Below are 21794 nucleotides of genomic sequence, written 5' to 3' on the forward strand. Positions count from 1 at the left end.
CGTTCTTGTTAACCTTATATTTAAAGTTTTACGTATCTCGCGGAATGCATGTTTTCTTTACCCCAGTGTGTCATTACGATACGAGGGGTCCATTTTCAGCCTCCTGCGTGGGATAAGACAAGCCAGAATCAGGCCAAAATCATAAAGTCCCTCGGCAGCTAGTACAGGGTAGCGAAGGCATGGCGAAGAAACCAACGACGACCAGAACTCTCGACAGCGACGTAGCCAGGGAACTCGAAAAGGCACTAGACCTAGACCTTAGCGGAGACGGCAGCGGCGATCTCGATATAGCGGCGTCGATGGAAGATCTGGAAGCGCAGATTTCGCAGGCCGCGGACGAACTGGCGCGCGAAGGCCGCACCCAGAAACCCGCCCCCGCTCAAAGCGCACCCGTCCAACAGAATCAAAGTGCTGCGCCGGCTGCCAAGCCCGCTGAACTGCGCCCGGTTGAATCGCGCAACAGCGCCCAGCCGGCCGGTTTCAAGCCGGCAAACGACGACCGCCAGAAAGACTACAAGACGCTGCTGCACAGCCTCAACCGGCGTGCGTCGAGCACGATCTATTGGGTCGTGGCGTTCGTGTCGCTGGCCTGGATTGCCGGCGCCGGCGGTCTCGCCAATCTGCTGTTCGGCCCGAGCATCTGGAAAATCCGTACATTCGATCAACTCCTGGCCCGTCCCGAACTGATCGGCCTCGCAATCGCGGCAATCATACCGGTTGTCCTGTTTTGGGCCTTCGCGGCAATGATCCGCCGCGCGCAGGAAATGCGCATTGCCGCCCAGTCGATGACGGAAGTGGCTTTCCGCCTGGCGGAACCGGAAAACCTCGCCCAGGACCGCGTGATGATGATCGGCCAGGCCGTTCGCCGCGAAGTGGCGGCGATGGGCGAAGGCATCGAGCGCACGCTGGCACGTGCCGTCGAGCTGGAAACGCTGGTTCACAGCGAGGTCAACCAGATCGAACGCTCCTATTCGGAGAATGAATCCCGCATCCGGCAGCTGGTCGACGGTCTGGGCAGCGAGCGCGAAGCCGTCGTCACCCATGCCGAGCGCGTTCGCGCCTCGATCACCGGCGCGCATGAGACGCTGAAGGACGAAATCGGCGCTGCCTCGGACATCATTCGCGACTCCATCCTCAACGCGTCGACCAAGCTGTCGATGACGATCACCAATTCCGGCGACACGCTGATCGACCGCATCAATGAAAGCTCGATGTCGATCTTCGACCAGGTCGAAGGCCGCCTCGATACGATCACCGACCGGCTGTCGACCTCGGGCGAAGCCTTTGCGTCGCTGCTCGACACCCGTATCGCCAAGCTGACGGACACCACGGATGGCCTCACCCGGTCGCTGACCGACCTGCTCGACGACCGCACCACCGGCATGGTGTCGCTGCTGGGCGGCGCCGCTCGCACGCTGAGCTCGGAATTCGAATCCAGCCTCAACGGCATCCAGCGCACGCTGGCCGAACGCGGCCAGGCGCTGATCAGCGAATTCCAGACCCGCGCCGAAGCGCTGGATACCGGCACGCAAAAACTCAACGCCGCGCTCGAGGCGCGTGCCCGCCAGATCAACGAAACGCTGGTCGAGCGTGCCCGCGAGATCGCCCACACCTTTGCCGAGAGCAAGGACCATCTGTCGGCGATGATCGATCAGGGCAAGACCCAGATCGGCGCCGACATGGCCGACATCGTCTCGTCGACCTCGTCCATGCTCGAAGCCCGCGCCAGCGATTTCGCCGGCCGTATGGAAGCGGCCCGCCATGTCGTGTCGCGCTCCTTCGACACCGATATCCAGCGCCTCGCCGATGCCCGCGTCGGCATCGAGGACGCGGTCGAAAACCACAGCCGCAAGCTGTCCGAAAGCCGCGAGCGCATGGCAGCGGCCATGGAGGCGGATCTGGCGAAATTCGCCGAGGGCCGCGCCGGCATCGATGCCGCTGTGACCAACCAGGTGCAGAAGCTGGCCGAAGGCCGCAACCTGATTTCGCGCGCTCTGGAGGAAGATCTGCGCAAGGTCAACGAGTCGCGCGCCGCCATCGACGCGTCGGTCGGCAGCCATCTTGAGCGCCTCGAACAGGGCCGCAACCGGCTCAACCAGGCCTTGCATGAAGACTCCGGAAAACTCGTGCAAGCCCGTACGATCATTGATGAAATGGTCGCCGGACATGTCGGGAAACTGGCTGAAGGCCGCAACATTCTGTCGCGCGCCCTCGAGGCCGACCTCGGCAAGCTCGCCGACAGCCGCGCCTCGATTGACGGGCTGGTCGCCGGCCAGGTCGAAAAGATCGCCGAAGGCCGTGCCGTCCTCACCAAGGCCCTGGAAAACGACATTATCGGCATCAAGGGCGTGATCGAGAACCACTCGGCGAAACTGGCCGAGGACCGGACCGAACTCAGCAAGGCGCTGGAGAACGATTTGTCCGGGATCAGGGGCCTTCTCTCCGACCATTCGAACCGGCTCGCCGACGACCGTGGCCTGTTGTCCCAGACGCTTGAGGCCGACCTCGCCAAGCTGGCGGAAAGCCGGTCGAGCATCGACGGGCTGGTCGCCGGCCAGGTCGAGAAGCTGGCCGAGGGCCGCGATATCCTCAAGCGCGCGCTCGAAGCCGACATCAATACCATAAAGGGTGCCATTGCGGGTCATTCCGACAGGGTGGCGGAAGAGCGCAGCCAGCTTTCGAAGGCACTGGAAGCCGATCTGCAGAATGTGAACAACCTGATCGCCGACCATACAAGCCGGCTTGTGCAGGATCGTTCGACGATATCCCAGGCGTTTCGGGATGAGCTGCACAATGTCAGCGGCATCATGGCCGATCATCAAAACAGGCTCGTCCAGGACCGCTCTGCCCTCTCAAAGGCACTGGAAGACGACATCGCCAAGCTGGCGGAGAGCCGCTCCAGCATCGATGGGCTGGTCGCCGGACAGGTCGAGAAGCTCGCCGAGGGCCGTGACATCCTCAGGCGGGCACTCGAAGCCGATCTCAGCACGATCAGGAGCGCCATTGACGACCAGTCGCATAAGCTGACGGCAAACCGTGGCGAGTTCGCACGGGTGCTGGAAACCGATCTGGAAAATGTCAACAGCCTGCTCCAGGGTCACAGCGACAAGCTCGCCCAGGATCGCGCGTCGCTGTCGAAGGCACTGGAAGACGACCTCGCCAAGCTCGCCGAGAGCCGCTCAAGCATCGACGGACTGGTCGCCGGCCAGGTCGAAAAGCTGGCCGAAGGCCGCGACATCCTCAAGCGCGCGCTCGAAGCCGACCTGCAGAAGCTGTCGGCAAGCCGTAGTGAGGTCGACGACATCATCGCCGGCCATGTCGGCAAGCTGGCCGAAGGCCGCAACATGCTGACCCAGGCGCTGGAAGGCGATCTGGCAAAGCTCGCCGACGCGCGCAACGACGTCGATCGCTCGCTGTCGGGCCATATCGACCAGATCGCCGCCAGAAGCACCGACATTTCGGCCGCTATCGCAGCCGACGTCGAGAAGATCGAGCAGGCCTTCAGCAAGCAGACCGGCATTATCGAGGAGCGCGCCGGAACGATGGAGCGCGCGCTGTCGGTGGGTGTCGACAATGTCCGCAACGTGCTCGAAAAGAGCGCCGTCTTCGTTGCCGGCGCCCTGCGCGAGAAGGTGATGGAGGTCACCAGCGCCCTGCACGAACAGGCGGGTGCCGCCTTCAGCGATGCCGACCGCAAGATCGCCGAACGCGCCGAGCAGACCTCGGCCGCCCTGCTCGCCCGGGCCGAAGACATCGCCCGCACCTTCGAGGATGCGGATCGCCGCCTGCACGCACGTGCCGAAGACACGACGAGCGCGCTGCTTGCTCGCACCGAGGACACGACGAACGCCTTGCTTGCTCGCGCCGAAGACACATCGAGCGCGCTGCTTGCCCGGCACGACGAGACGTCGAACTCGCTGCTCGCCCGCGCCGAAGAGACGGCCGGACGGCTGGCTGCCCGCGCCGGTGAGATCGCCGGCACGTTCGACGCCGCCGACCAGAAGCTGGTCGCCCGTGCGGTCGAGACGGCGCAGTCGCTCGCCGACCGCGCCGGCGATATCCTGCGCAACTTCGAGGGTGCCGATCAGCGGCTCTCCATGCGCATCGGCGAATCGGCCGAAGCGCTGGCCGCCCGCGCCTCCGACCTCGGCCGCATCTTCGACGCCGCCGACCAGCAGCTGATTTCGCGCATCGCCGAGGGTTCCGACGCGCTGTCGGCCCGCGCCACCGAGATCAGCCGCATCTTCGACGAGGCCGACCACCGGCTGGTGTCGCGCATCGCCGACTCCACCTCGACGATCGGCGAGCATGCCGACAACATCGTCGGCGCCTTCGCCAGCACCGAGCAGCGGGTTGCCGAACGCGCGCGCCAGACCGGCCAGGAACTTGCCGTCCACGCCCGCGAAATGGAGCAGGCTCTGGCCGGCGCCGACGAGCGGCTGGCGGCGAGCGTCGCGGCGGCAACCACCCGCGTCGAGGAACAGGTCGCGAATGTCGAAAACCGCCTCGTCTACACCACCGAGACGATGGGCCAGAAGCTCAACGAGCAGGTGTCCAGCGCCGAGGCTCAACTGATCTCGCGCGCCAACACGATTGCGGAGACTTTCACCGCGGTTGGCCAGCATATCGGCCAGAGCACCAACGACGCAGCCAAGACCATCGGCACCAACACCCGCGAGCTCAACACGATGCTGGCGGCGCGTTCGGCCGAGATGGCGAAAATCCTCGACGAAACCGCGCGGCCGCTGGTCGAACGCTTCGCCCAGGGCGGCTCGGAACTGCAAAAGAGCATGGAAGACGTCACCGAACGCGCCACCGAGAAGCTGCGCAGCGAAAACGCAGCCCTCGTCAACGCGCTCGCCAGCCGCACGGCCGAAACGCTGTCGGCCGTCGAAGGCGCGCGCTCGTCGCTCGCCGACAGTGTCGCCGATCTCATCGGCCGCATGAGCGTCTCCTCTTCGCAGCTCGGTGAGCTGATCGAGCAGGCGGCGGTCAATCTCGGCCAGGTCGACGAACGTCTCAGCGGCAGCACGCAGAGCTTCGCAGCGACCACCGAAAAGGCCGCCCAGACTTTCGCCAGCTCGGCCCGCCTGGTCGATTCGAACACGACGCGGCTTACCGAACTGTCGTCTTCGACGCTGCGCGAAGTCGCCTCGATCGCCACCAAGTTCGACGAACACAGCCGTCTGTTGTCGTCGGCTTCCGACCTGCTGAGCTCGGCGCAGAGCAATCTGGAACACACGCTGGAGCGGCAGTCGTCGCTGGAAGACCTCGCCGTCGGCCTGGTCAAGAAGTCGGAAGACCTCGAAAAGGTGATGCGTTCCTTCGAGAGCCTTGTCGGTCAGACGATGCAGAATGCCGAAGGCAGGACGCTGGCCTCGGCCGACAAGATCCGCGTCGCCATTGCGGAGGTGGTCGATTCGGCAACCAACCGGTTCGCCGATGCGACCGAGGAGATGCGGCGCACCGCAAGCTCGATCAAGAGCGAGCTCGACCTTACCCGCGCCGAGCTCAAGAAGGGCGTCATCGAGATGCCGGAAGAGGCCAAGGAATCGACCTCGGCGATCCGCCGTGCCGTTTCCGAGCAGATCAATGCGCTCAAGGAACTTTCGGATATCGTTGCGAAATCGGGCCGCGGTGGTGGCGACAATTCCGAGCCGCGCAACCTGCGCCCGGCGCCCCAGGCGCCAGTCCAGCGCCCGGCCGAGCCTGTACGCCGCCCGCCGCCGGCACCGCAGGCCGAGCGTCCGGCTCCGCAGGCGCCGCTCGGCGGCCTGCGCGGCACGCTCGATATCGAACGTCCTGCCGAAGCACCGCGCCAGCGCGACGCCAACGCCCGCACGCCGCAAGGTGGCTGGGTGCGCGACCTGCTGACCGGGGCATCGCGCGAGGAAGAGATCGCCAAGCCGGCAGCGCCCGTGGAAGCACCGCGCGCGGCTCCCGCTCCGCGCTCGCCGCTGCATGTCATGGAGTCGCTCAACTCGCTGTCGGTCGACATTGCGCGCGCCATCGACCACGACGCCTCGATCGAGCTGTGGAACCGCTACCGGCGCGGCGAACGTGACGTGTTCACGCGCCGTCTCTACACGCTCAAGGGCCAGCAGACCTTTGATGAAATCCGCCGCAAATATCAGGGCGAAGCCGAGTTCCGCGCGGCCGTCGACCGCTATTGCGACGATTTCGAGAAGCTGCTCAAGGACGTGTCGCGCAACGACCGCGACAACATCATGGCGCAGACCTACCTGACGTCGGACACCGGCAAGGTCTACACCATGCTGGCCCACGCCAGCGGCCGGTTGCACTAAGCCCCATCCGCACGCGGGAGACCTCCGGGTCTTCCGCAGCGGACGCGGCAACGCAGCAAGCTGACCCAGTGGAAGTTACATTCAACAGAATCTCTCGGGCATACGAAGCCTTCGACGAGTTTGCTCCGATCTTGGGCCGCTTCAATCTGGAGCCATTGTTCGAGCTTTGGATCACAGCTCCTGGTGGCCAATCCATCTCCATGCTGCGAAATGGCGACCACGCTTGGCTAATGTATCTGCGCTTCGAAGGCGACAGCGGCTCGGTGACACAGGGCGCTCACCATGGTGATGAGACCTGCGCCTACACGCTCGCGAATGGTCAGGTCGATGAATACCCGCTGTCGTGGTGCATCCCGATCGAGCAATGCTACGAGGCGATCGCGCATTTCTTCCGCAATGACGGTGCCCGATACGATTTGGTGGCGTGGCAGGATGCTTGACGGCCGATGCCCTGCTCGCCCGGACCAGCCAATTGTCTGATCGTCAGATAACCGAATCCGTCCAGCGCACGATATCCTTCGCCGCCTCGCCGAAGGCGCTGTCGAGCGCGCTGACATAGGCTGGATTGCCGCTGCCCGAGACGGGGGCGGATGCGGTGAAGCTCTTCGAGGCGCGCACCTCGCCGTTGCGGTCGTTCAGGATGCGCACGAAGAGATTGACCTCGGCGTGCTCGCCGCCATTGACCCGGACTTCGAAGGAGCGGATCTCGACGATCACCTGATAGTCGATCGCCAGCCCCTCGCCTGGCTTGCCGACGCCGGCAAAGCTGCCGGAGCGCTGGAAGGTTTCGGCGAGCCTTGCCTGCACGATCAGCGGAAGCCGGTCGGCCCATTGCGCGCCCTTGAGGTACTGGATCGACCGGTCGGACGGCTTGATGACAATGTTCTGGCTGTCCAGCGCCTTGAGCGCGGAAGGCTGGGCGATCAGGATCTGGCGGCGGCTGTGGCCATGCGCGTCGATCGACGGGGCGGACAGCTCGAACGTATCGAGCGGCGCCGGCTTGCCTCCCAATGCGGCGCAGCCAGCAAGGGTCAAGCCAAGCAACACGACAGCAGATTTATACCCACCCAGACTGAACGTCACGCGCGATCCCCGTTGTCCCCGGATCGTAAGACCAACCCGTATTCGCGGTTCAACTTCTTGCGGCGGGCGGGCACGGAAGTCAACGCCGCGCCCTGCCATCGAATTGCCGAACCTCGCCGTCGCCACCCGACAGGATGCGCTGCGGGTTGCGGCTGAGATCGGTTACCGCCTCTTCGATGCGAGTGATCGAACGCCGGCTGTCCTGGACCAGCGCCTCGACATTCGACAGACCCTGGCCGGAGAAGCGCGCCAGATTGTCGGTGATGACGCCAAGCCGGGAATTCAGCGTGTCGGCGACCTGCTTGAACGCCTTCAGCGTGTCCCGGGCATCGGCCATGACGCCATCGGCCTGGCCTGAACCAAGCAGCGTGTCGACCCTTTTCAGGATGCCGTCGACGCGCACCGAGGCATCGTTGAGGCGCTGCGCCAGCTGTCTGGCGTCCTTGATCGTCTGGTCGATATCGTCGGCCCGGTCGGCGAACTTGTCGGTCACCATGGCGATGTCGGCGGCAGCCTTGTTGGCGTTTTCGCTGGCCTTCTGGATGTTGGCGAGGGCTACGCGCACCTGCGCCGGATCGATGCCGTCGAGCACATTGTCGACCTTGGCCAGCGTGCCTTGCGTGCGCGTGGCGAAGTCATTGACCGAGCCGACCGCCGTATCGACGTTCTTGATCACGCCGTCGAGCTGCTTCGAGGTTTCCTTGAGGTTCCCCGTGACTGTGTCCACATTGGCAACGATGCTCTTGATCTTGTCCTTGTCGACGGCATTGAGCAGGCCTTCGGCGGCCTTCAGCGTGCCGTCGAGCTTGCCGGAAACACCCTTCAACTCGTCCGACAGCGCGCTGACGGCAGTCAGGAACTTGTCGATGCCGTCGGCATTCTTGGCCAGCGCATCGGAAAATGTCTGGGCGTTCTTGACGGTCTGGGTCAGCGGCCCGCGCACATCCTTGGTGAACCCTTCGAGATCGGAAAGCACCTTGTCGGCGCGGGTGAAGATGTTCTGCGCCGTCTGCAGGAGATTGTTGACCGCCGACGGGTTGGCGACGATCTCGGCGGTCCTGCCTTCCTTTTCCGCCTCTTCAAGCAGGTTCGGTTCCTTGGGATTGGCGCCCTTCAATTCGATGTTGACCTGGCCGGCAAGGCTGGCGATGCCGATATCGGCCTGCGTCGACTTGGTGAGCGGCGTCGTCTTGTCGATCTCGGTCGTGGCAATGGCGGCGTTCGGATCGTTGCGGTCGAAATAGACGCGCTTGACCACACCGACCTTGACGCCGTTGAAGAGCACAAGGCTGCCGGGGCCAAGGCCTGAGGCCGAGCCCTGAATGCGCACGCGCAACTGAGCCGTCTCGCCCCGATCGCCGATCTGCGCCGTCCAATAGACGAACGCGAAGGCCGCCAGGATCGCAACCACAGTGAAAATGCCGACAATGACGTAGTTGGCTCTGGTTTCCATTGCCCCACTTATGGCTATGCGCGCGCCGCAAGATCAAGTTGCCGGGCGCGTTTTCCGCGGAAATAGGATTTTACCCACGGCTCTTCGCTCTTCAGCATGTCCTCGATCGTGCCCTGGACCAGGATTTTCTTGTTGCCGAGCACCGCCACCCGGTCGCAAGCGGTAAACAGCGTGTCGAGATCGTGGGTCACCATGTAGACCGTCAGGTCCATCGTATCGCGCAGCTTCACCACCAATTCGTCGAACTCGGACGCACTGATCGGATCAAGGCCGGAAGTCGGCTCGTCGAGGAAGACGATGTCGGGGTCGAGCGCCAGCGCGCGTGCAAGGGCGGCGCGCTTGATCATGCCGCCCGAAAGCTCCGAGGGGAATTTTTGCGCCGCATCCGGCGGCAGGCCGACCAGTTCGATCTTGAGCAAGGCCAGCTCGTCCATCAACTTCTTCGGCAAATCGAGATATTCGCGCATCGGCACTTGCACGTTCTCCTGCACCGTCAGCGCCGAAAACAGCGCCCCGTGCTGGAAGAGCACGCCAAGCCGCATGTCGATGCGCAACCGCTCGATGTCGCTGGCCTTATCGAGGTCGAGACCAAACAGCTTGATCGTGCCGGCCTGCTTGTGCAGCAGGCCCAGAATGGTGCGCAGCAGCACCGATTTTCCGGCGCCCGAGGCGCCGACGAAACCGAGGATCTCGCCGCGCTTGATGTCGAGCGCCAGTTTGTCGAGGATCAGCTTGTCGTCGAGGGAAACCGTGATGTCGCGCACGGAGAGGACGATATCGCTCTCGCCCGTACCTTGCTCAGCCGTGATCGCCTTTGAGTTCTTGCCCATCATGTCAGAACTCGATCGAGGCGTAGAAGATGGCGAAAAGGCCATCGAGGATGATGACGACGAAGATCGACTTCACCACCGAGGCGGTGACGTGCAGGCCCAGCGATTCAGCGCTGCCGCCGACTTTCATGCCTTCGACGGATGCGATGGTTCCGATGATCATGGCCATGAATGGCGCCTTGATCAGGCCGGCGAAGATGGTGCTGATATCGATCGCGCCACGCAGGCGGTCGATGAAAGCGGATGGCGCAATACCTGAATATAGCCACGCCGCGAGGATGCCACCGCCAAGGGCGGCAAAATTGGCGATGATGGTGAGACAGGGCAGCGCGATCACCAGCGCCACTAGGCGCGGAAACACCAGAACGCCGATCGGGTTGAGGCCGATGACCTTCAGCGCGTCGACCTCCTCGCGCATCTTCATCGAACCGATTTCGGCGGTGATGGCGCTGCCGGAACGGCCGGCAATCATGATGGCGGTCATCAGCACGCCGAGCTCGCGCAAGATCAGCACGCCGACCAGGTCGACAACGAAGATGTTGGCGCCGAAATAGTTGAGCTGGTAGGCGCCCTGCTGCGCGACGATGGCGCCGACGATGGCCGACATCAGCACCACCACCGGTATGGCGCCGACGCCCATGCGGTCGATCTGGTTGAAGATCGCCGCCGGGTTGATGGCATGGCCGCGCCCGAGCTTCATCTGCGCACCGCCGATGGTGGCGCCAAGGATGTTCATCGAGGCGAGGAAATCGTCGCGCATCTCATACACGCGGCGGCCGATCGCCTCCAGCGCGCGAAGGATGATGTTGGGGCGCCGGACACCACGCGATTCGGGCTCGCGCCGGACGGCTTCGCTGACGGCGCCAAGCAGGATGGAGGCAACATCGCTTTGCCCCTGCATCTTGATCTCGACGCCCTTCTTTTCGAAGACGCTGACCAGGCGGTCGATCAGCCAGGCTCCGGCCGTATCGATCTTCTCGATGTGGGAAAGGTCCAAGGCCAGCGTCTGAAAGCCTTTGCGGTGCTCGATCTTGCGCATCTCGGCGTCGATATGCGCCACGGTCGTTGTCGTCCAGATTCCGGAGAAAGCGCAGCCGAGGACACCACCCTCCTCGCCGACCGCGACGCGGGGCTGGTGGTCGGCCTCCTTGGCGGCGTTGCCGCTTGCGTCGCGTTTGCCGATGGTCAACATGGCGTCCTGTTTAGCCTGACGGGTCGTACCTGTCGATTTGCCGACGACGCGTTGTCGCATAGCCGGAGCAGAAAAATATGGCGCGTGTCATTTCGGTTGAGGCCGAGCGTTTTCCCATCGCCGGCACCTTCACCATCTCGCGGGGCTCGAAGACCGAGGCCGAAGTCATCACCTGCACGATCCGTGATGGGGACAATCGTGGCTGGGGCGAATGCGTCCCCTACAAGCGCTATGGCGAGACCATGGACGGCGTGCGCGACGCCATAGAGGCGATGCGCCGGCAGATAGAAGGCGGCTTGAGCCGGAACGACCTGCTTGATGCGATGCCGGCGGGTGCTGCCCGCAACGCCATCGACTGCGCCTTGTGGGACCTGGAGGCGAAGATGAGCGGCATAGCGGTGGCCGACGCCATCCACGCCGTGCCTTTGTCGGCGCTGGAGACGGCCTACACGCTGTCGCTGGGCGAGCCGGAAGCTATGGCGGCGCAAGCTCGCGCCAATGCCGGGCGGCCGCTGCTCAAGGTCAAGATCGGCGGCGACAACGACATGGCAAGGATTCGCGCCGTGACCGAAGCGGCGCCCGACAGCCGCATCATCCTCGACGCCAATGAAGGCTGGACCGATGCCAACATCGTCGAGAACCTGGCTTTCGCGGCCGAGCACGGCATCACCCTGATCGAACAGCCGCTCCCCGCCGGCCATGACGGCATATTGCGCCACATCGCGCATCCGGTGCCGATCTGCGCCGACGAAAGCGTGCACGAAGCGAAGGACCTTGAAGCGCTTGTCGGCCTCTATGACGCCGTCAACATCAAGCTCGACAAATCCGGCGGCCTGACTGCCGCGCTTACCCTGCGCGACCGCGCGCGCGAACTGGGTTTTGAGGTGATGGTCGGCTGCATGGTCGGGACGTCGCTGGCGATGGCGCCGGCGGTGCTGCTTGCGCAAGGCGCCGAGTTCGTCGATCTCGACGGTCCGCTGCTTTTGGCCCGCGACCGCCAGCCCGGTCTCGTCTACCAGGGGTCGCTGGTCTCACCGCCTGACAGGATGCTGTGGGGCTGAGCGCGCGGCGAGCCCGATCAGCGCCAGGCCGATGATGGCGATCGGGATCATCGCCAGGAAGCCGTCGACGCCGTAGCGCTCGTAGAGCGGACCGGAAGCAAGCGTCACCGCCGCCATAAAGAAGCCGTTGAAGAAATAGGCAATGCCTTGGGCGGCACCGGTGCGTTCTTCCGAAACGGTTTCGCCGATCATCCTCTGCAGGCCGATCAGCACCATCGCCACCGACACCGAATGCAAGGTCTGGACGCCGAAGAAGCCGGCAACGCCAAGCCCGAGCGGCCAGATCAGCGGAAAGGCGATCCAGCGCACGATGGAGCCGATGCCGGCGATCAGCATCACCTTGACCACCGAGACGGAAGCGAAAAGACGGTTGAAAAACAAAAACATGCAGACTTCGGCTACGACACCCCAGGCCCACAGCAGGCCGATGACGGAGCCGCTGATGCCAATCGACTTCCAGTAGATCGAGACGAAGCCGTAGAGAAAGGCATGGCTGGCGGTGATGATACCGACGCCAAGGGTGAAGTAGAGAAAGTAGGCATTTAACAGGCTCGGCGCCTGGTGCTGAATCTCAGTCGCCGAAAGCGGCGAGGCCTTGCGCGGTCGTCCCATCCGCGGCGCCAAGAATCCGGCGACGAGCGCGGCGGCAAGTGACACGAAAATGATCACGGGCACGGCCTGCACACTTGTCCAGTACAGAATGAAGCCGCCCGCGGCATTGGCGCAGAGATAGGAGATCGAACCCCATTTGCGCATCGCCGTATAGTTGGAGCCGAAGCGGCGCACGCCCGACAAAGCCAGCGAATCGGCAATCGGCGAATGCGGCGTCCACACCACCGTCAGCGCCAAGGATACGGCAAGCACCATGGCGTAGGTGGGCTTAAGGAAATAGCCGGCGGAAAGCACCATGGTCGCGGCCACCAGCGCGATATAGACGTCGGCCCGGTCCTTCGCCCGGTCCGCGAGTGCGGTGAGCAGCGGCGTCGTCACCACGCGCAGAAACATCGGCGCCGCCAGGATGATGGCGATCTGCTCGGCGTGAAAGCCTTTGGCCTCGAGCCAGAGCGGGAAATAGGGCAGATGCGTTCCCAGCGACACGAACAATGTCGCGAAGATCAGGCTCATGCGCAGTTCGAAATGGCGTGGCTTGACGAGTTGTTCGGGCGAGAGCGGCGGCAGCGACATGAATCGATCCAATTGCGCTGCACAAAGGGCTGCAACGCGCATCGATCCCTTAACATGCGCGAAAGCGGTCCGAAACTGCCTGGACTAACCGATTAACAGGGGTTCACGCCGCTTCGACGACCCGATCTTCGATCAGCATCGGGATGAAGGGTTCGTCCGGCGCTTCGGGCAGGATTTTCGCCCAGTGGATGATCTCCATATGGCCGTCGAAATGCTCGACCACCGCCGTGCAACTCTCCACCCAGTCGCCGGTGTTGATGTACTGCACATCCCCGTAATTCTCGATCGCGGCATGGTGGATGTGGCCGCAGATGACGCCGTCGACATGCGAGCGGCGCGCCTCCTCGGAGAGCACGGTCTGGAACGAGCCGACGAAATTGACCGCCTTCTTGACCTTGACCTTGGCCCAGGATGAGAACGACCAGTAGGGCAGGCCGAGCAGATGGCGCAGCTTCGTCACCACGCGGTTCACCATCATCGCCGCGTCGTAGGCATAGTCGCCGAGATAGGCGAGCCAGCGCTGATTGTGGACGACGGTGTCAAACTGGTCGCCATGGATGACCAGCAGGCGCCTGCCATCGGCGGTTTCGTGGATGGCGCGGTCGGCAACGACGATGCCGCCGAAATGCACGCCCTGGAACTGGCGCGCGAACTCATCGTGATTGCCGGCGATGTAGGTGATCGAGGTGCCCTTGCGCGCCTTGCGCAGCAGTTTCTGGACGACGTCATTGTGGCTCTGCGGCCAATGCCAGCTGCGCCGCAGGCGCCAGCCGTCGACGATGTCACCGACGAGATAGATGATATCGGCGTCGTGATACCGCAGGAAATCGATCAGGAACTCGGCCTTAGCCGCCTTCGATCCGAGATGCAGGTCGGATATGAACATGCTGCGGAAAGTGCGGGTTTCTGTGCTGGACATCAGATCGTCACCGTTGCTTTCGCGCAGGCTATGCCCCGATTCATGCAACAACCGTATGACGGTTGCGATTGGGCCAGCCAAAGAGCTAGCGTGCGCGCCAATCAACGGAGAAAAATCGGCATGGATCTCGGTATCAGGGGCAAGAAAGCCATCGTCTGCGCTTCGAGCAAGGGACTCGGGCGCGGTTGCGCCATGGCGCTGGCCGAGGCGGGCTGCGATCTCGTCGTTAACGGACGCAATGCCGAACTGGTGGCCAAAACCGCCGCCGAATTGCGCGAACGCTATGGCGTCAAGGTGATCGAGATCGTCGGCGACGTCTCGAAACCCGAGGTGCAGAAGGCGCTGCTGGCAGCCTGCCCCGACCCCGACATCCTGGTCAACAACAATGGCGGCCCGCCGCTGCGCGATTTCCGCGAGCTCGACCGCGCAAAAATCCTCGAAGGCGTGACGCAGAACATGGTGACGCCGATCGAACTGGTGCAGGCGGTCATCGACGGCATGGCCAAGCGCGGCTTCGGTCGCATCGTCAACATCACCTCGCTGTCGGTCTATGTGCCGATCCCCGGCCTTGACCTGTCGTCCGGCGCGCGCGCCGGCCTGACCTCGTTCCTGGCCGGCGTGGCGCGCACGGTGATCGACCGCAACGTCACCATCAACAGCCTGCTGCCGGGCAAGCTCGACACCGACCGGCTGCGCGGCCCGCATGAGGCCGGCACGACGGAAGATCCGGCTGCTGCCGCAGCGCGCAAGACGCGCATCAGCGCCGACGTTCCGGCCAAGCGGCTCGGCACGCCGGAAGAATTCGGCCAGGTCTGCGCCTTCCTGTGCTCGGTCCATGCCGGCTATCTCACCGGCCAGAACATCCCGGTCGACGGCGGTCTGTACGTCAGCGCTTTTTGATCGACGCACCTGCGAAGCAGCAGGAGTCGTTTGCGACGAAATCGGTATAAGCATCTGATGCAACGGGACTTTCGACGCGCCGCAGCAGAAAGCTGACGACGCGTCATTTAGCGTCGCGACAAACCTTGGCCGCATGCTAAAAGGACTCGGACTTAGTAGTTTCGAGGGAGCGGCCGCATGGAAGGCGAGAACAAGAAAACGGCACGTTCGGACCTCGACGAAGCCGCCCTCTACTTCCACAAGCATCCAAGACCGGGAAAGCTCGAGATCCAGGCGACCAAGCCGCTCGGCAACCAGCGCGACCTGGCGCTGGCCTATTCGCCGGGTGTCGCCGCCCCTTGCCTTGAAATCCGCGACAATCCGGCGACCGCCGCCGACTATACGGCGCGCGCCAATCTGGTCGGCGTCGTCTCCAACGGCTCGGCGGTGCTCGGCCTCGGCAATATCGGTCCCCTCGCCTCCAAGCCGGTGATGGAAGGCAAGGCGGTGCTGTTCAAGAAATTCGCCGGGATCGACGTCTTCGACATCGAGATCGACGCGCCGGGGATCGAGCGCATGGTCGAGACGATCTCGGCGCTGGAGCCGACCTTCGGCGGCATCAACCTCGAGGACATCAAGGCGCCGGAATGTTTTGAGGTCGAGGCGCAGTTGAAGGCCCGCATGGGCATACCGGTGTTCCACGACGACCAGCACGGCACCGCCATCATCGTCGCCGCAGCCGTGCTTAACGGGCTGGAATTCGCCGGCAAGACCATTTCCGACATCAAGATCGTCACCTCGGGCGCCGGTGCTGCCGCGCTCGCCTGCCTCAATTTGCTGGTCTCGCTCGGCGCCAAGGTCGAAAACATCTGGGTCACCGACCGCTTCGGCGTCGCCTACAAGGGCCGCACCGACGAGATGGACCGCTGGAAAGACCCCTATGTGAAGGACACCGAGGCGCGCACGCTGGCCGATGTGATCCCGGGCGCAGATGTCTTTCTCGGCCTGTCGGCCGCCGGCGTGCTGAAGCCGGAACTGTTGCAGCACATGGCGCCGAAACCGCTGATCCTGGCGCTGGCCAACCCCAATCCCGAGATCATGCCTGAGGCGGCGCGCGCAGCCCGACCAGACGCGATGATCTGCACCGGCCGTTCCGATTTTCCCAATCAAGTCAATAACGTGCTGTGCTTTCCTTACATCTTCCGCGGCGCGCTGGACTGTGGCGCCAGCGCCATCAACGAGGAGATGAAGATGGCCGCGGTCAGGGCGATCGCCGCCCTTGCCCGCGAGGAGCCATCCGACGTTGCAGCGCGCGCCTATTCCGGCGAGACGCCGATCTTCGGGCCCGATTTCCTGATCCCCTCGCCCTTCGACCCGCGGCTGATCCTGCGCATTGCGCCGGCGGTGGCAAAGGCTGCCTGCGACACCGGCGTCGCGACGCGGCCGATCACCGATTTCGCCGCCTATATCGACCAGCTCAACCGCTTCGTCTTCCGCTCCGGCCTGGTGATGAAGCCGGTGTTCTCGTCGGCAAAGGCGTCGAGCGCCAAGCGCGTCATCTACGCCGATGGCGAGGACGAGCGTGTGCTGCGCGCCGCCCAGGTGGTGCTGGAGGAAGGCATTGCCGAACCGATCCTGATCGGCCGCCCGCATGTCATCGAGGTCAGGCTGAAGCGCTACGGGCTGCGCATCAAGCCGGGCGTCGATTTTGGCCTGATCAACCCCGAGGACGATCCGCGCTACCGCCACTATGTCGACCTTTTGATCGAGCTTGCGGGCCGGCGCGGCGTCACGACTGAAGCCGCGCGCACCATGGTGCGCACAGACAATACGGTGATCGCGGCACTTGCCCTCAAACGCGGCGACGCCGACGCCATGATCTGCGGCCTTGAAGGCCGTTTCGAGCGGCATCTGCGCAATGTGACGCTGGTCATCGGCGCTCGCCCCGGCGTCAAGGACCGCGATCTGTCGACGCTGTCGATGCTGATCTCGCAGCGCGGCATCATCTTCCTCACCGACACCCACGTCTCGGTCGACCCGACAGCGGAAGAGATCGCCGAAATGACCATCCTGGCGGCCGAGGAAATCCAGCGCTTCGGCATCGAGCCGAAGGCGGCGCTTCTGTCGCATTCGGATTTCGGCTCGCGCGATTCCCCCAGCGCGCTGAAGATGCGGCAGGCGGCGGCGATCCTGGCGCGGGTTGCGCCCGACCTGCAATGCGACGGCGAGATGCATGCCGACACGGCCTTGTCGGAGCAGCTGCGCCAGCGCGTCTATCCGCATTCGCGGCTGAAGGGCGAAGCCAACCTACTGGTGTTCCCGAATTTAGACTCCGCCAACATCACGCTGTCTGCACTAAGGACGATGATGGATGCGCTGCATGTCGGGCCGATCCTGCTCGGCACCGACAAGCCTGCGCATATCTTGACGCCGTCGGTGACCTCGCGCGGCGTCGTCAACATGACGGCGCTAGCGGTGGTCGAAGCGGCGCACAAGGCGCAGGCGGTGGTGGATTTCGGCTGAGTTTCTCAGGCCGGCGCGAAGCGGTAGCGCCCGGTCTGTCTGAACGCGAACAGCGTGTCCTCTTGCCGGGCGCCCGCGCCGATATTGTGGATGACCAGCGGCCTTTCCGGCACGTCCGCTGAACGGTCGGATGAGACGATGACGATGTGCGGCAGGTTGCCGGGCAGCATCTGGGTGACGAGGTCGCCCGGCTGGAAGTCGGCGAGATCCTCGCTGACGGGCAAGGAAACACCCTTGCGCGCGAAAAAGGTCGCAAGGTTGCCGACCCGGCGGTGGTCGATGTTGCGGTCGGTCGCTTTCAGGCCCCAGGTCTTCGGATAGGCGGCGAAATTGGCTGCCATATCCTCATGCACCAGCTTCTGCAGATCGAGATTGAAGGCGCGGCGATAGGCGCGCACGATGACGTCCGTGCACACGCCGCGATCCGGCGCGACATCGCCGCCGGGATAGCCGAGGCGGACATAGGTCGGGTCGTAGAAGGTGGTGACGCCGATCTGCTCACGCGCGGCTTCGACCAATTTGCTGCGCCAGTCCGGCGCGGCCAATGCCTCCTGCGCCAGGGCGGGCGCCGCCAGGCACAACAGACCGAACTGCAGGGCGGTTCGACGGCTAATCGCGGTCATGCAGGTCCCCCGGGCATTGCTGGATCGAGGCGATATTTCCCGAACGATTGCGCCTTTTTCATGCAGTGGTGACGCCGCTCCGTTGCCGCCTTATCCGAACGCCTCGTGCACCTCGTCTATGGGCTAAGACCATCTTTGGTTGTAGATTGAGGGAACGGTTAACTGCGAATCCGTTAGCATCGCGACAGGCAGGCAAGCGGGGTCTCTGGCAATGACGGGCGGCGGAAGGTGGAAGCTGACGCACATGGCTGCGCTGCTTGGCGCGCTTGTGCTTTCGGCCGTCACCATCGCTGAGCCGCAAGCCGCTTCACGCGTCTGCCGGCAGCTGGAAGCCGAGCTTGCTTCTTCATCCAATGGCGGCGGCAAGTCCGGCATGGTGCGGAAATATGACAACGCCATCACCCGCCAGCGCGAGCAGCTTGATAAGGCTCGCGGCCGCGCGAGCGATGCGAATTGCGGGTTTTCGCTGTTTTCGCGCAACGTCAGCGCATGCGCAGCCCTCAACCGATCCATCGAACGCATGGATGCCAATCTCGACGCCCTGCAAGCCAAGCGCGCTCAGCTTGCCGGTGGCGGCGGCTCGCGGCGCGACCGCGGCCGCATCCTGGCCGCGCTCGACGCCAATGGCTGCCGCGACGAGCCGGTTGCGCCGCGGCGGCAGGAGCCGGTGCAGGAAGCCAGCCGCGAACCGGACGACGGCAATCTGTTCGACCAGCTGTTCGGCGGCAACCAGCAGGTCGACACGCTCGACGATGATCCCAGCGAGGAGCGCAATGTGCGCCGCGTGCTCAACCAGCCCGGCGTGCCGGATTTCCCGACGGTCGGCGGCGAGTTCCATACGAGCTGCGTGCGCACCTGCGACGGCTATTTCTTCCCGATGTCGAATTCGGCCTCGCTCGGCGATTTCGAGCGCGACCAGAAGAACTGCGAATCGAGCTGCCCCGGCACCGAGATGCAGGTGTTCTATTCGCGCGGCATGGATGACGATTCCGCCAACATGACCTCGTCGGTCACAGGCCAGCCCTACAGCGAATTGCCGACCGCCTATCTCTACAAGCAACCCAACATGTCGCGGCCGCCGGCCTGCGGCTGCAATGCGCAGGCCGGAAATTTCGAGATCATCGGCGGCAACCCGCCACCGCCGGAGCAATCGCAGCCCGATGTTGAGACGACGCCGTTCATTCCGATGCCGGCGGCAAAGCCCGATCCGGGCGCCGATCCGGAGACGCTGGCCAACATGCAAGGCGGGCTCGACCGCGCCGCCATCAAGCGCCTCGCCGTCAAGCCTGTGGTGTCGCCGGTGTCGCTGATCCCGCCGGACCAGCGCAAGGTCAGGGTCGTCGGGCCAGCGTTCCTTCCCGACCCAGCAGCGGCAATAGATCTGCAAGCTCCGGCCCGGAAGCAAGTCCGGTAAGCGCCAGCCTCAGCGGCATGAACAGCGCCTTGCCTTTGCGGCCGCTGGCCTCCCTGATCTTGGCGGTCCAGTCTTTCCAGACCGTGCCGCTCCATGGTTCTTCCGGCAACAGGTCGAAGGCCTGCTGCAAGAAGGCGCGATCTTCATCGGAAAATTCGGGCGGTGGCTGCGGTCCGTCGGCAAGGATGCGCCACCAGGCAACCGCGTCGCTGAGCCGGTCGATATTGCCGCGCACCGCCAGCCAGAAAGGCTCTGCCTTGTCACCGGAGATGCCAAGCACGATCAGCCGGTCCTGCGCCTCAGCAAACGGCATATGGTGCATTAGCGCGCGGTTGAGCACGAACAGCTCGTCCGGGTCGAATTTTGCCGCCGATTTCGAGGTGGACGCGGGATCGAAGCGCTCGGCGAGTGCCGGCATGTCATGCATGGCCGCGACATTTTCCGAGGTGCCAACAAGCACGGCCAGCGAAGCAACCGCCATCGGTTCGATGCCGTCCTCGCGCAGGCTTTCGATCGACAACGCACCGCTGCGCTTCGACAGCCCCTCGCCTGACGCCGTGGTCAACAGATTGTGGTGGCCGAACACCGGCGGCTCGGCGCCCAGCGCCTTGAACAGCGCGATCTGCACGCCCGTGTTGGTGACGTGGTCGTCGCCACGGATGACGTGGCTGACGCCCATCTCGATATCGTCCACCACCGAAGGCAGCGTGTAGAGATAGGTGCCGTCCTCGCGCCGCAGCACCGGATCGGACAGCGACGCCAGATCGACGGTTTCCTCGCCGCGCACCAGGTCGTTCCAGTGCACTTCGGTGCGCTCCGGCTGCAGCGGGTCGCTGGTGAAGTTGGGCAGCAGGAAGCGCCAGTGCGGCCGGCGCCCGTCCGACCGGTATTCGGCGATCTGCTGCTGCGACAGCGTCAGCGCCTCGCGGCCATAGACTGGCGGCAGACCGCGCGTGCGGCGCACCTTGCGGCGCAGGTCGAGTTCTTCGGGGGTTTCGTAGCAGGGATAGAGCACGCCGGCCCTCTGCAGCTGCTCCACCACCGCGTCGTAAGCCTCGAAGCGCCGCGACTGGTATTCGGTGGCGTCGGGGAAAATCCCCAGCCAGTGCAGGTCGTAGAGGATGGCGTCGGAAAATTCCTGCTTCGAGCGGGCAATGTCGGTGTCGTCGAAGCGCTGGATGAAGCGACCCTTGTTGTTCATGGCAAACAGCCAGTTGAACAAGGCGGTGCGGGCATTGCCGATATGAATGCGGCCGGTTGGTGAGGGGGCAAAACGGACGGTAACTGTCATGGGCGGGGCGTAACGGATGCTCTCAGAATTGACAAGACGCGCCCCCGCGCGACGCCAAAGACATAATGCACGCCAGCTAAAATGAAAAGGCTAATGCATGTCGCTCAAAAGTGGCCCCGGTTTTGAGAGAACGACATGCATCAAACAAAGACCTACGCCGGGGCTTACCTCTCGTCGCGACGCCAGCCCAGGCGCGTCTCGATGCGGCTGGCGCTTTGGCGGACCAGCGCGGTCAGATCGGGGTCTTTCTGCCTGAGTTTCAGGTCGGGAACGACGATCGAGATCGTCGCCCGGCAGGCGCCCTGGCTGTCGCGGATGGGTGCGGCGATGCAGGCGACCGAAAAGTCCGATTCGCCGGCCTGGATCGCCAGCCCCTGCGCCAGTGCCGCCTCCGATGCCTTGGCCAGCACGTTCCTGTCGGTCTCGGCGCGTCCTGTCGGCGACGCGGTGGCCGAGCGGGCAAAGATGGCGAGGCGGTCGGCCTCCGGCAGATGGCCGACGAGCAGCCGGCCCGACGCCGTCCAGTTGAGCGGCGTGCGCGTGCCGACGCGCGAGGTCACCTGAAAATGGTCCTTGCCCTCTTCCATGGCCAGCACGACCATATGGTCGCCGTCGCGGCCGCAGACCTGGACGGTCTCTTTTGAGCCCTGCGCCAGTTCGTGCATTTCCTGCGTCGCCACATTGAGCAGGTCGAGCGTGCGGGCATAGGTCAGCCCATATTGGTAAAGCCGCGGCCCAAGCCAGAGCTGGCCGCTGTCCTTGCGGTCGAGAAGGTCTTTTTCGACCATGTCGTCGACAATGACATAGACGGTCGACAGCGGTGCGCCGATATCGCGCGCGATCTCGTAGGCGGTCGCCGGCCGGCCCTGGCGCTGTAGAGAGTCCAGTATCTGCAGCGCGCGGTCGATGCCGCTGGTGCGCGACCGCCGCGGCTCGGGGGCGATTTTTTCGCGGCTCAGCTCTTGATCAGGTGCGTTGGCTGTCATGAGACCTCAAGAGGTTGATCGCGATGATGTAAAGGGCAGCAACATAGCGG

The 21794-nt window shown here is 64.0% G+C and carries 15 protein-coding genes; 6 read left to right on the plus strand and 9 right to left on the minus strand.

Features of this window, described 5'->3' with window-relative positions:
* Nucleotides 1-179: 179 nt before the first annotated feature.
* Both AC1DYJ_RS20905 and AC1DYJ_RS20910 read left to right on the plus strand, forming a co-directional pair.
* Nucleotides 180-6305 carry a kinesin gene (locus AC1DYJ_RS20905; RefSeq protein ID WP_477284489.1) on the plus strand — a complete coding sequence of 2042 codons (6126 nt, stop codon included), beginning with the start codon at nucleotides 180-182 and terminating at the stop codon, nucleotides 6303-6305.
* 68 nt (nucleotides 6306-6373) lie between these two features.
* Nucleotides 6374-6745 carry an Imm1 family immunity protein gene (locus AC1DYJ_RS20910; RefSeq protein WP_477284491.1) on the plus strand — a complete coding sequence of 124 codons (372 nt, stop codon included), beginning with the start codon at nucleotides 6374-6376 and terminating at the stop codon, nucleotides 6743-6745.
* 43 nt (nucleotides 6746-6788) lie between these two features.
* On the opposite strand, the gene AC1DYJ_RS20915 is transcribed toward AC1DYJ_RS20910, so the two are convergent.
* From AC1DYJ_RS20915 to AC1DYJ_RS20930, 4 genes are read right to left on the minus strand one after another with little or no spacing between them, the layout of a single operon-like run.
* On the minus strand, nucleotides 6789-7430 hold the full coding sequence (locus tag AC1DYJ_RS20915; RefSeq protein WP_446669880.1) for an ABC-type transport auxiliary lipoprotein family protein: 642 nt from the start codon (nucleotides 7428-7430) through the stop codon (nucleotides 6789-6791).
* Between the two features lie 37 nt (nucleotides 7431-7467).
* Nucleotides 7468-8841, minus strand: coding sequence for an MlaD family protein (locus AC1DYJ_RS20920; RefSeq protein WP_477284493.1), 1374 nt, complete (start codon nucleotides 8839-8841; stop codon nucleotides 7468-7470).
* Nucleotides 8842-8855: 14 nt separating this feature from the next.
* Nucleotides 8856-9671 (minus strand): ABC transporter ATP-binding protein, encoded by an 816-nt coding sequence (locus AC1DYJ_RS20925; protein ID WP_477284846.1) that lies wholly within the window; start codon nucleotides 9669-9671, stop codon nucleotides 8856-8858.
* Nucleotides 9672-9675: 4 nt separating this feature from the next.
* The gene (locus tag AC1DYJ_RS20930) at nucleotides 9676-10863 is read right to left on the minus strand and encodes an MlaE family ABC transporter permease (RefSeq protein WP_477284495.1); all 1188 of its coding nucleotides are present in this window, start codon (nucleotides 10861-10863) and stop codon (nucleotides 9676-9678) included.
* A gap of 77 nt (nucleotides 10864-10940) precedes the next feature.
* Between AC1DYJ_RS20930 and dgcA the strand changes: the two genes are divergently transcribed.
* On the plus strand, nucleotides 10941-11924 hold the full coding sequence (dgcA, locus tag AC1DYJ_RS20935; protein ID WP_477284497.1) for an N-acetyl-D-Glu racemase DgcA: 984 nt from the start codon (nucleotides 10941-10943) through the stop codon (nucleotides 11922-11924).
* Here the strand turns inward: dgcA and AC1DYJ_RS20940 are convergent.
* Nucleotides 11895-13109, minus strand: coding sequence for an MFS transporter (locus AC1DYJ_RS20940; protein ID WP_477284499.1), 1215 nt, complete (start codon nucleotides 13107-13109; stop codon nucleotides 11895-11897). The two genes, dgcA and AC1DYJ_RS20940, sit on opposite strands and share 30 nt — an antisense overlap.
* 103 nt (nucleotides 13110-13212) lie before the next feature.
* On the minus strand, nucleotides 13213-14028 hold the full coding sequence (locus AC1DYJ_RS20945) for a UDP-2,3-diacylglucosamine diphosphatase (RefSeq protein WP_477284501.1): 816 nt from the start codon (nucleotides 14026-14028) through the stop codon (nucleotides 13213-13215).
* Between the two features lie 120 nt (nucleotides 14029-14148).
* On the opposite strand from AC1DYJ_RS20945, the gene AC1DYJ_RS20950 reads away from it, so the two are divergent.
* Both AC1DYJ_RS20950 and AC1DYJ_RS20955 read left to right on the plus strand, forming a co-directional pair.
* Nucleotides 14149-14928 (plus strand): SDR family oxidoreductase, encoded by a 780-nt coding sequence (locus AC1DYJ_RS20950; protein WP_477426229.1) that lies wholly within the window; start codon nucleotides 14149-14151, stop codon nucleotides 14926-14928.
* A 177-nt stretch (nucleotides 14929-15105) separates the two neighbouring features.
* A complete protein-coding gene (locus tag AC1DYJ_RS20955) occupies nucleotides 15106-17430 on the plus strand; it encodes an NADP-dependent malic enzyme (protein ID WP_477284505.1) in 2325 nt (774 codons plus the stop codon).
* 5 nt (nucleotides 17431-17435) lie between these two features.
* On the opposite strand, the gene AC1DYJ_RS20960 is transcribed toward AC1DYJ_RS20955, so the two are convergent.
* Nucleotides 17436-18053, minus strand: a complete 618-nt coding sequence (locus AC1DYJ_RS20960; RefSeq protein WP_477284506.1) for a DUF1287 domain-containing protein — start codon at nucleotides 18051-18053, stop codon at nucleotides 17436-17438.
* A 211-nt stretch (nucleotides 18054-18264) separates the two neighbouring features.
* Here AC1DYJ_RS20960 and AC1DYJ_RS20965 point away from each other — a divergent pair, with 211 nt between their 5' ends.
* Entirely contained in the window at nucleotides 18265-19467 is a 1203-nt protein-coding gene (locus tag AC1DYJ_RS20965; protein WP_477284508.1) for a DUF2865 domain-containing protein, read from the plus strand.
* Here AC1DYJ_RS20965 and gltX read toward each other — a convergent pair.
* Both gltX and AC1DYJ_RS20975 read right to left on the minus strand, forming a co-directional pair.
* A complete protein-coding gene (gltX, locus tag AC1DYJ_RS20970; protein ID WP_477284510.1) occupies nucleotides 19385-20758 on the minus strand; it encodes a glutamate--tRNA ligase in 1374 nt (457 codons plus the stop codon). The genes AC1DYJ_RS20965 and gltX overlap by 83 nt on opposite strands.
* A 164-nt stretch (nucleotides 20759-20922) precedes the next feature.
* Nucleotides 20923-21744 carry an IclR family transcriptional regulator gene (locus AC1DYJ_RS20975; RefSeq protein WP_477284512.1) on the minus strand — a complete coding sequence of 274 codons (822 nt, stop codon included), beginning with the start codon at nucleotides 21742-21744 and terminating at the stop codon, nucleotides 20923-20925.
* Nucleotides 21745-21794: the final 50 nt, after the last annotated feature.

The organism is Mesorhizobium sp. P2_B11 (genome assembly GCF_056404855.1).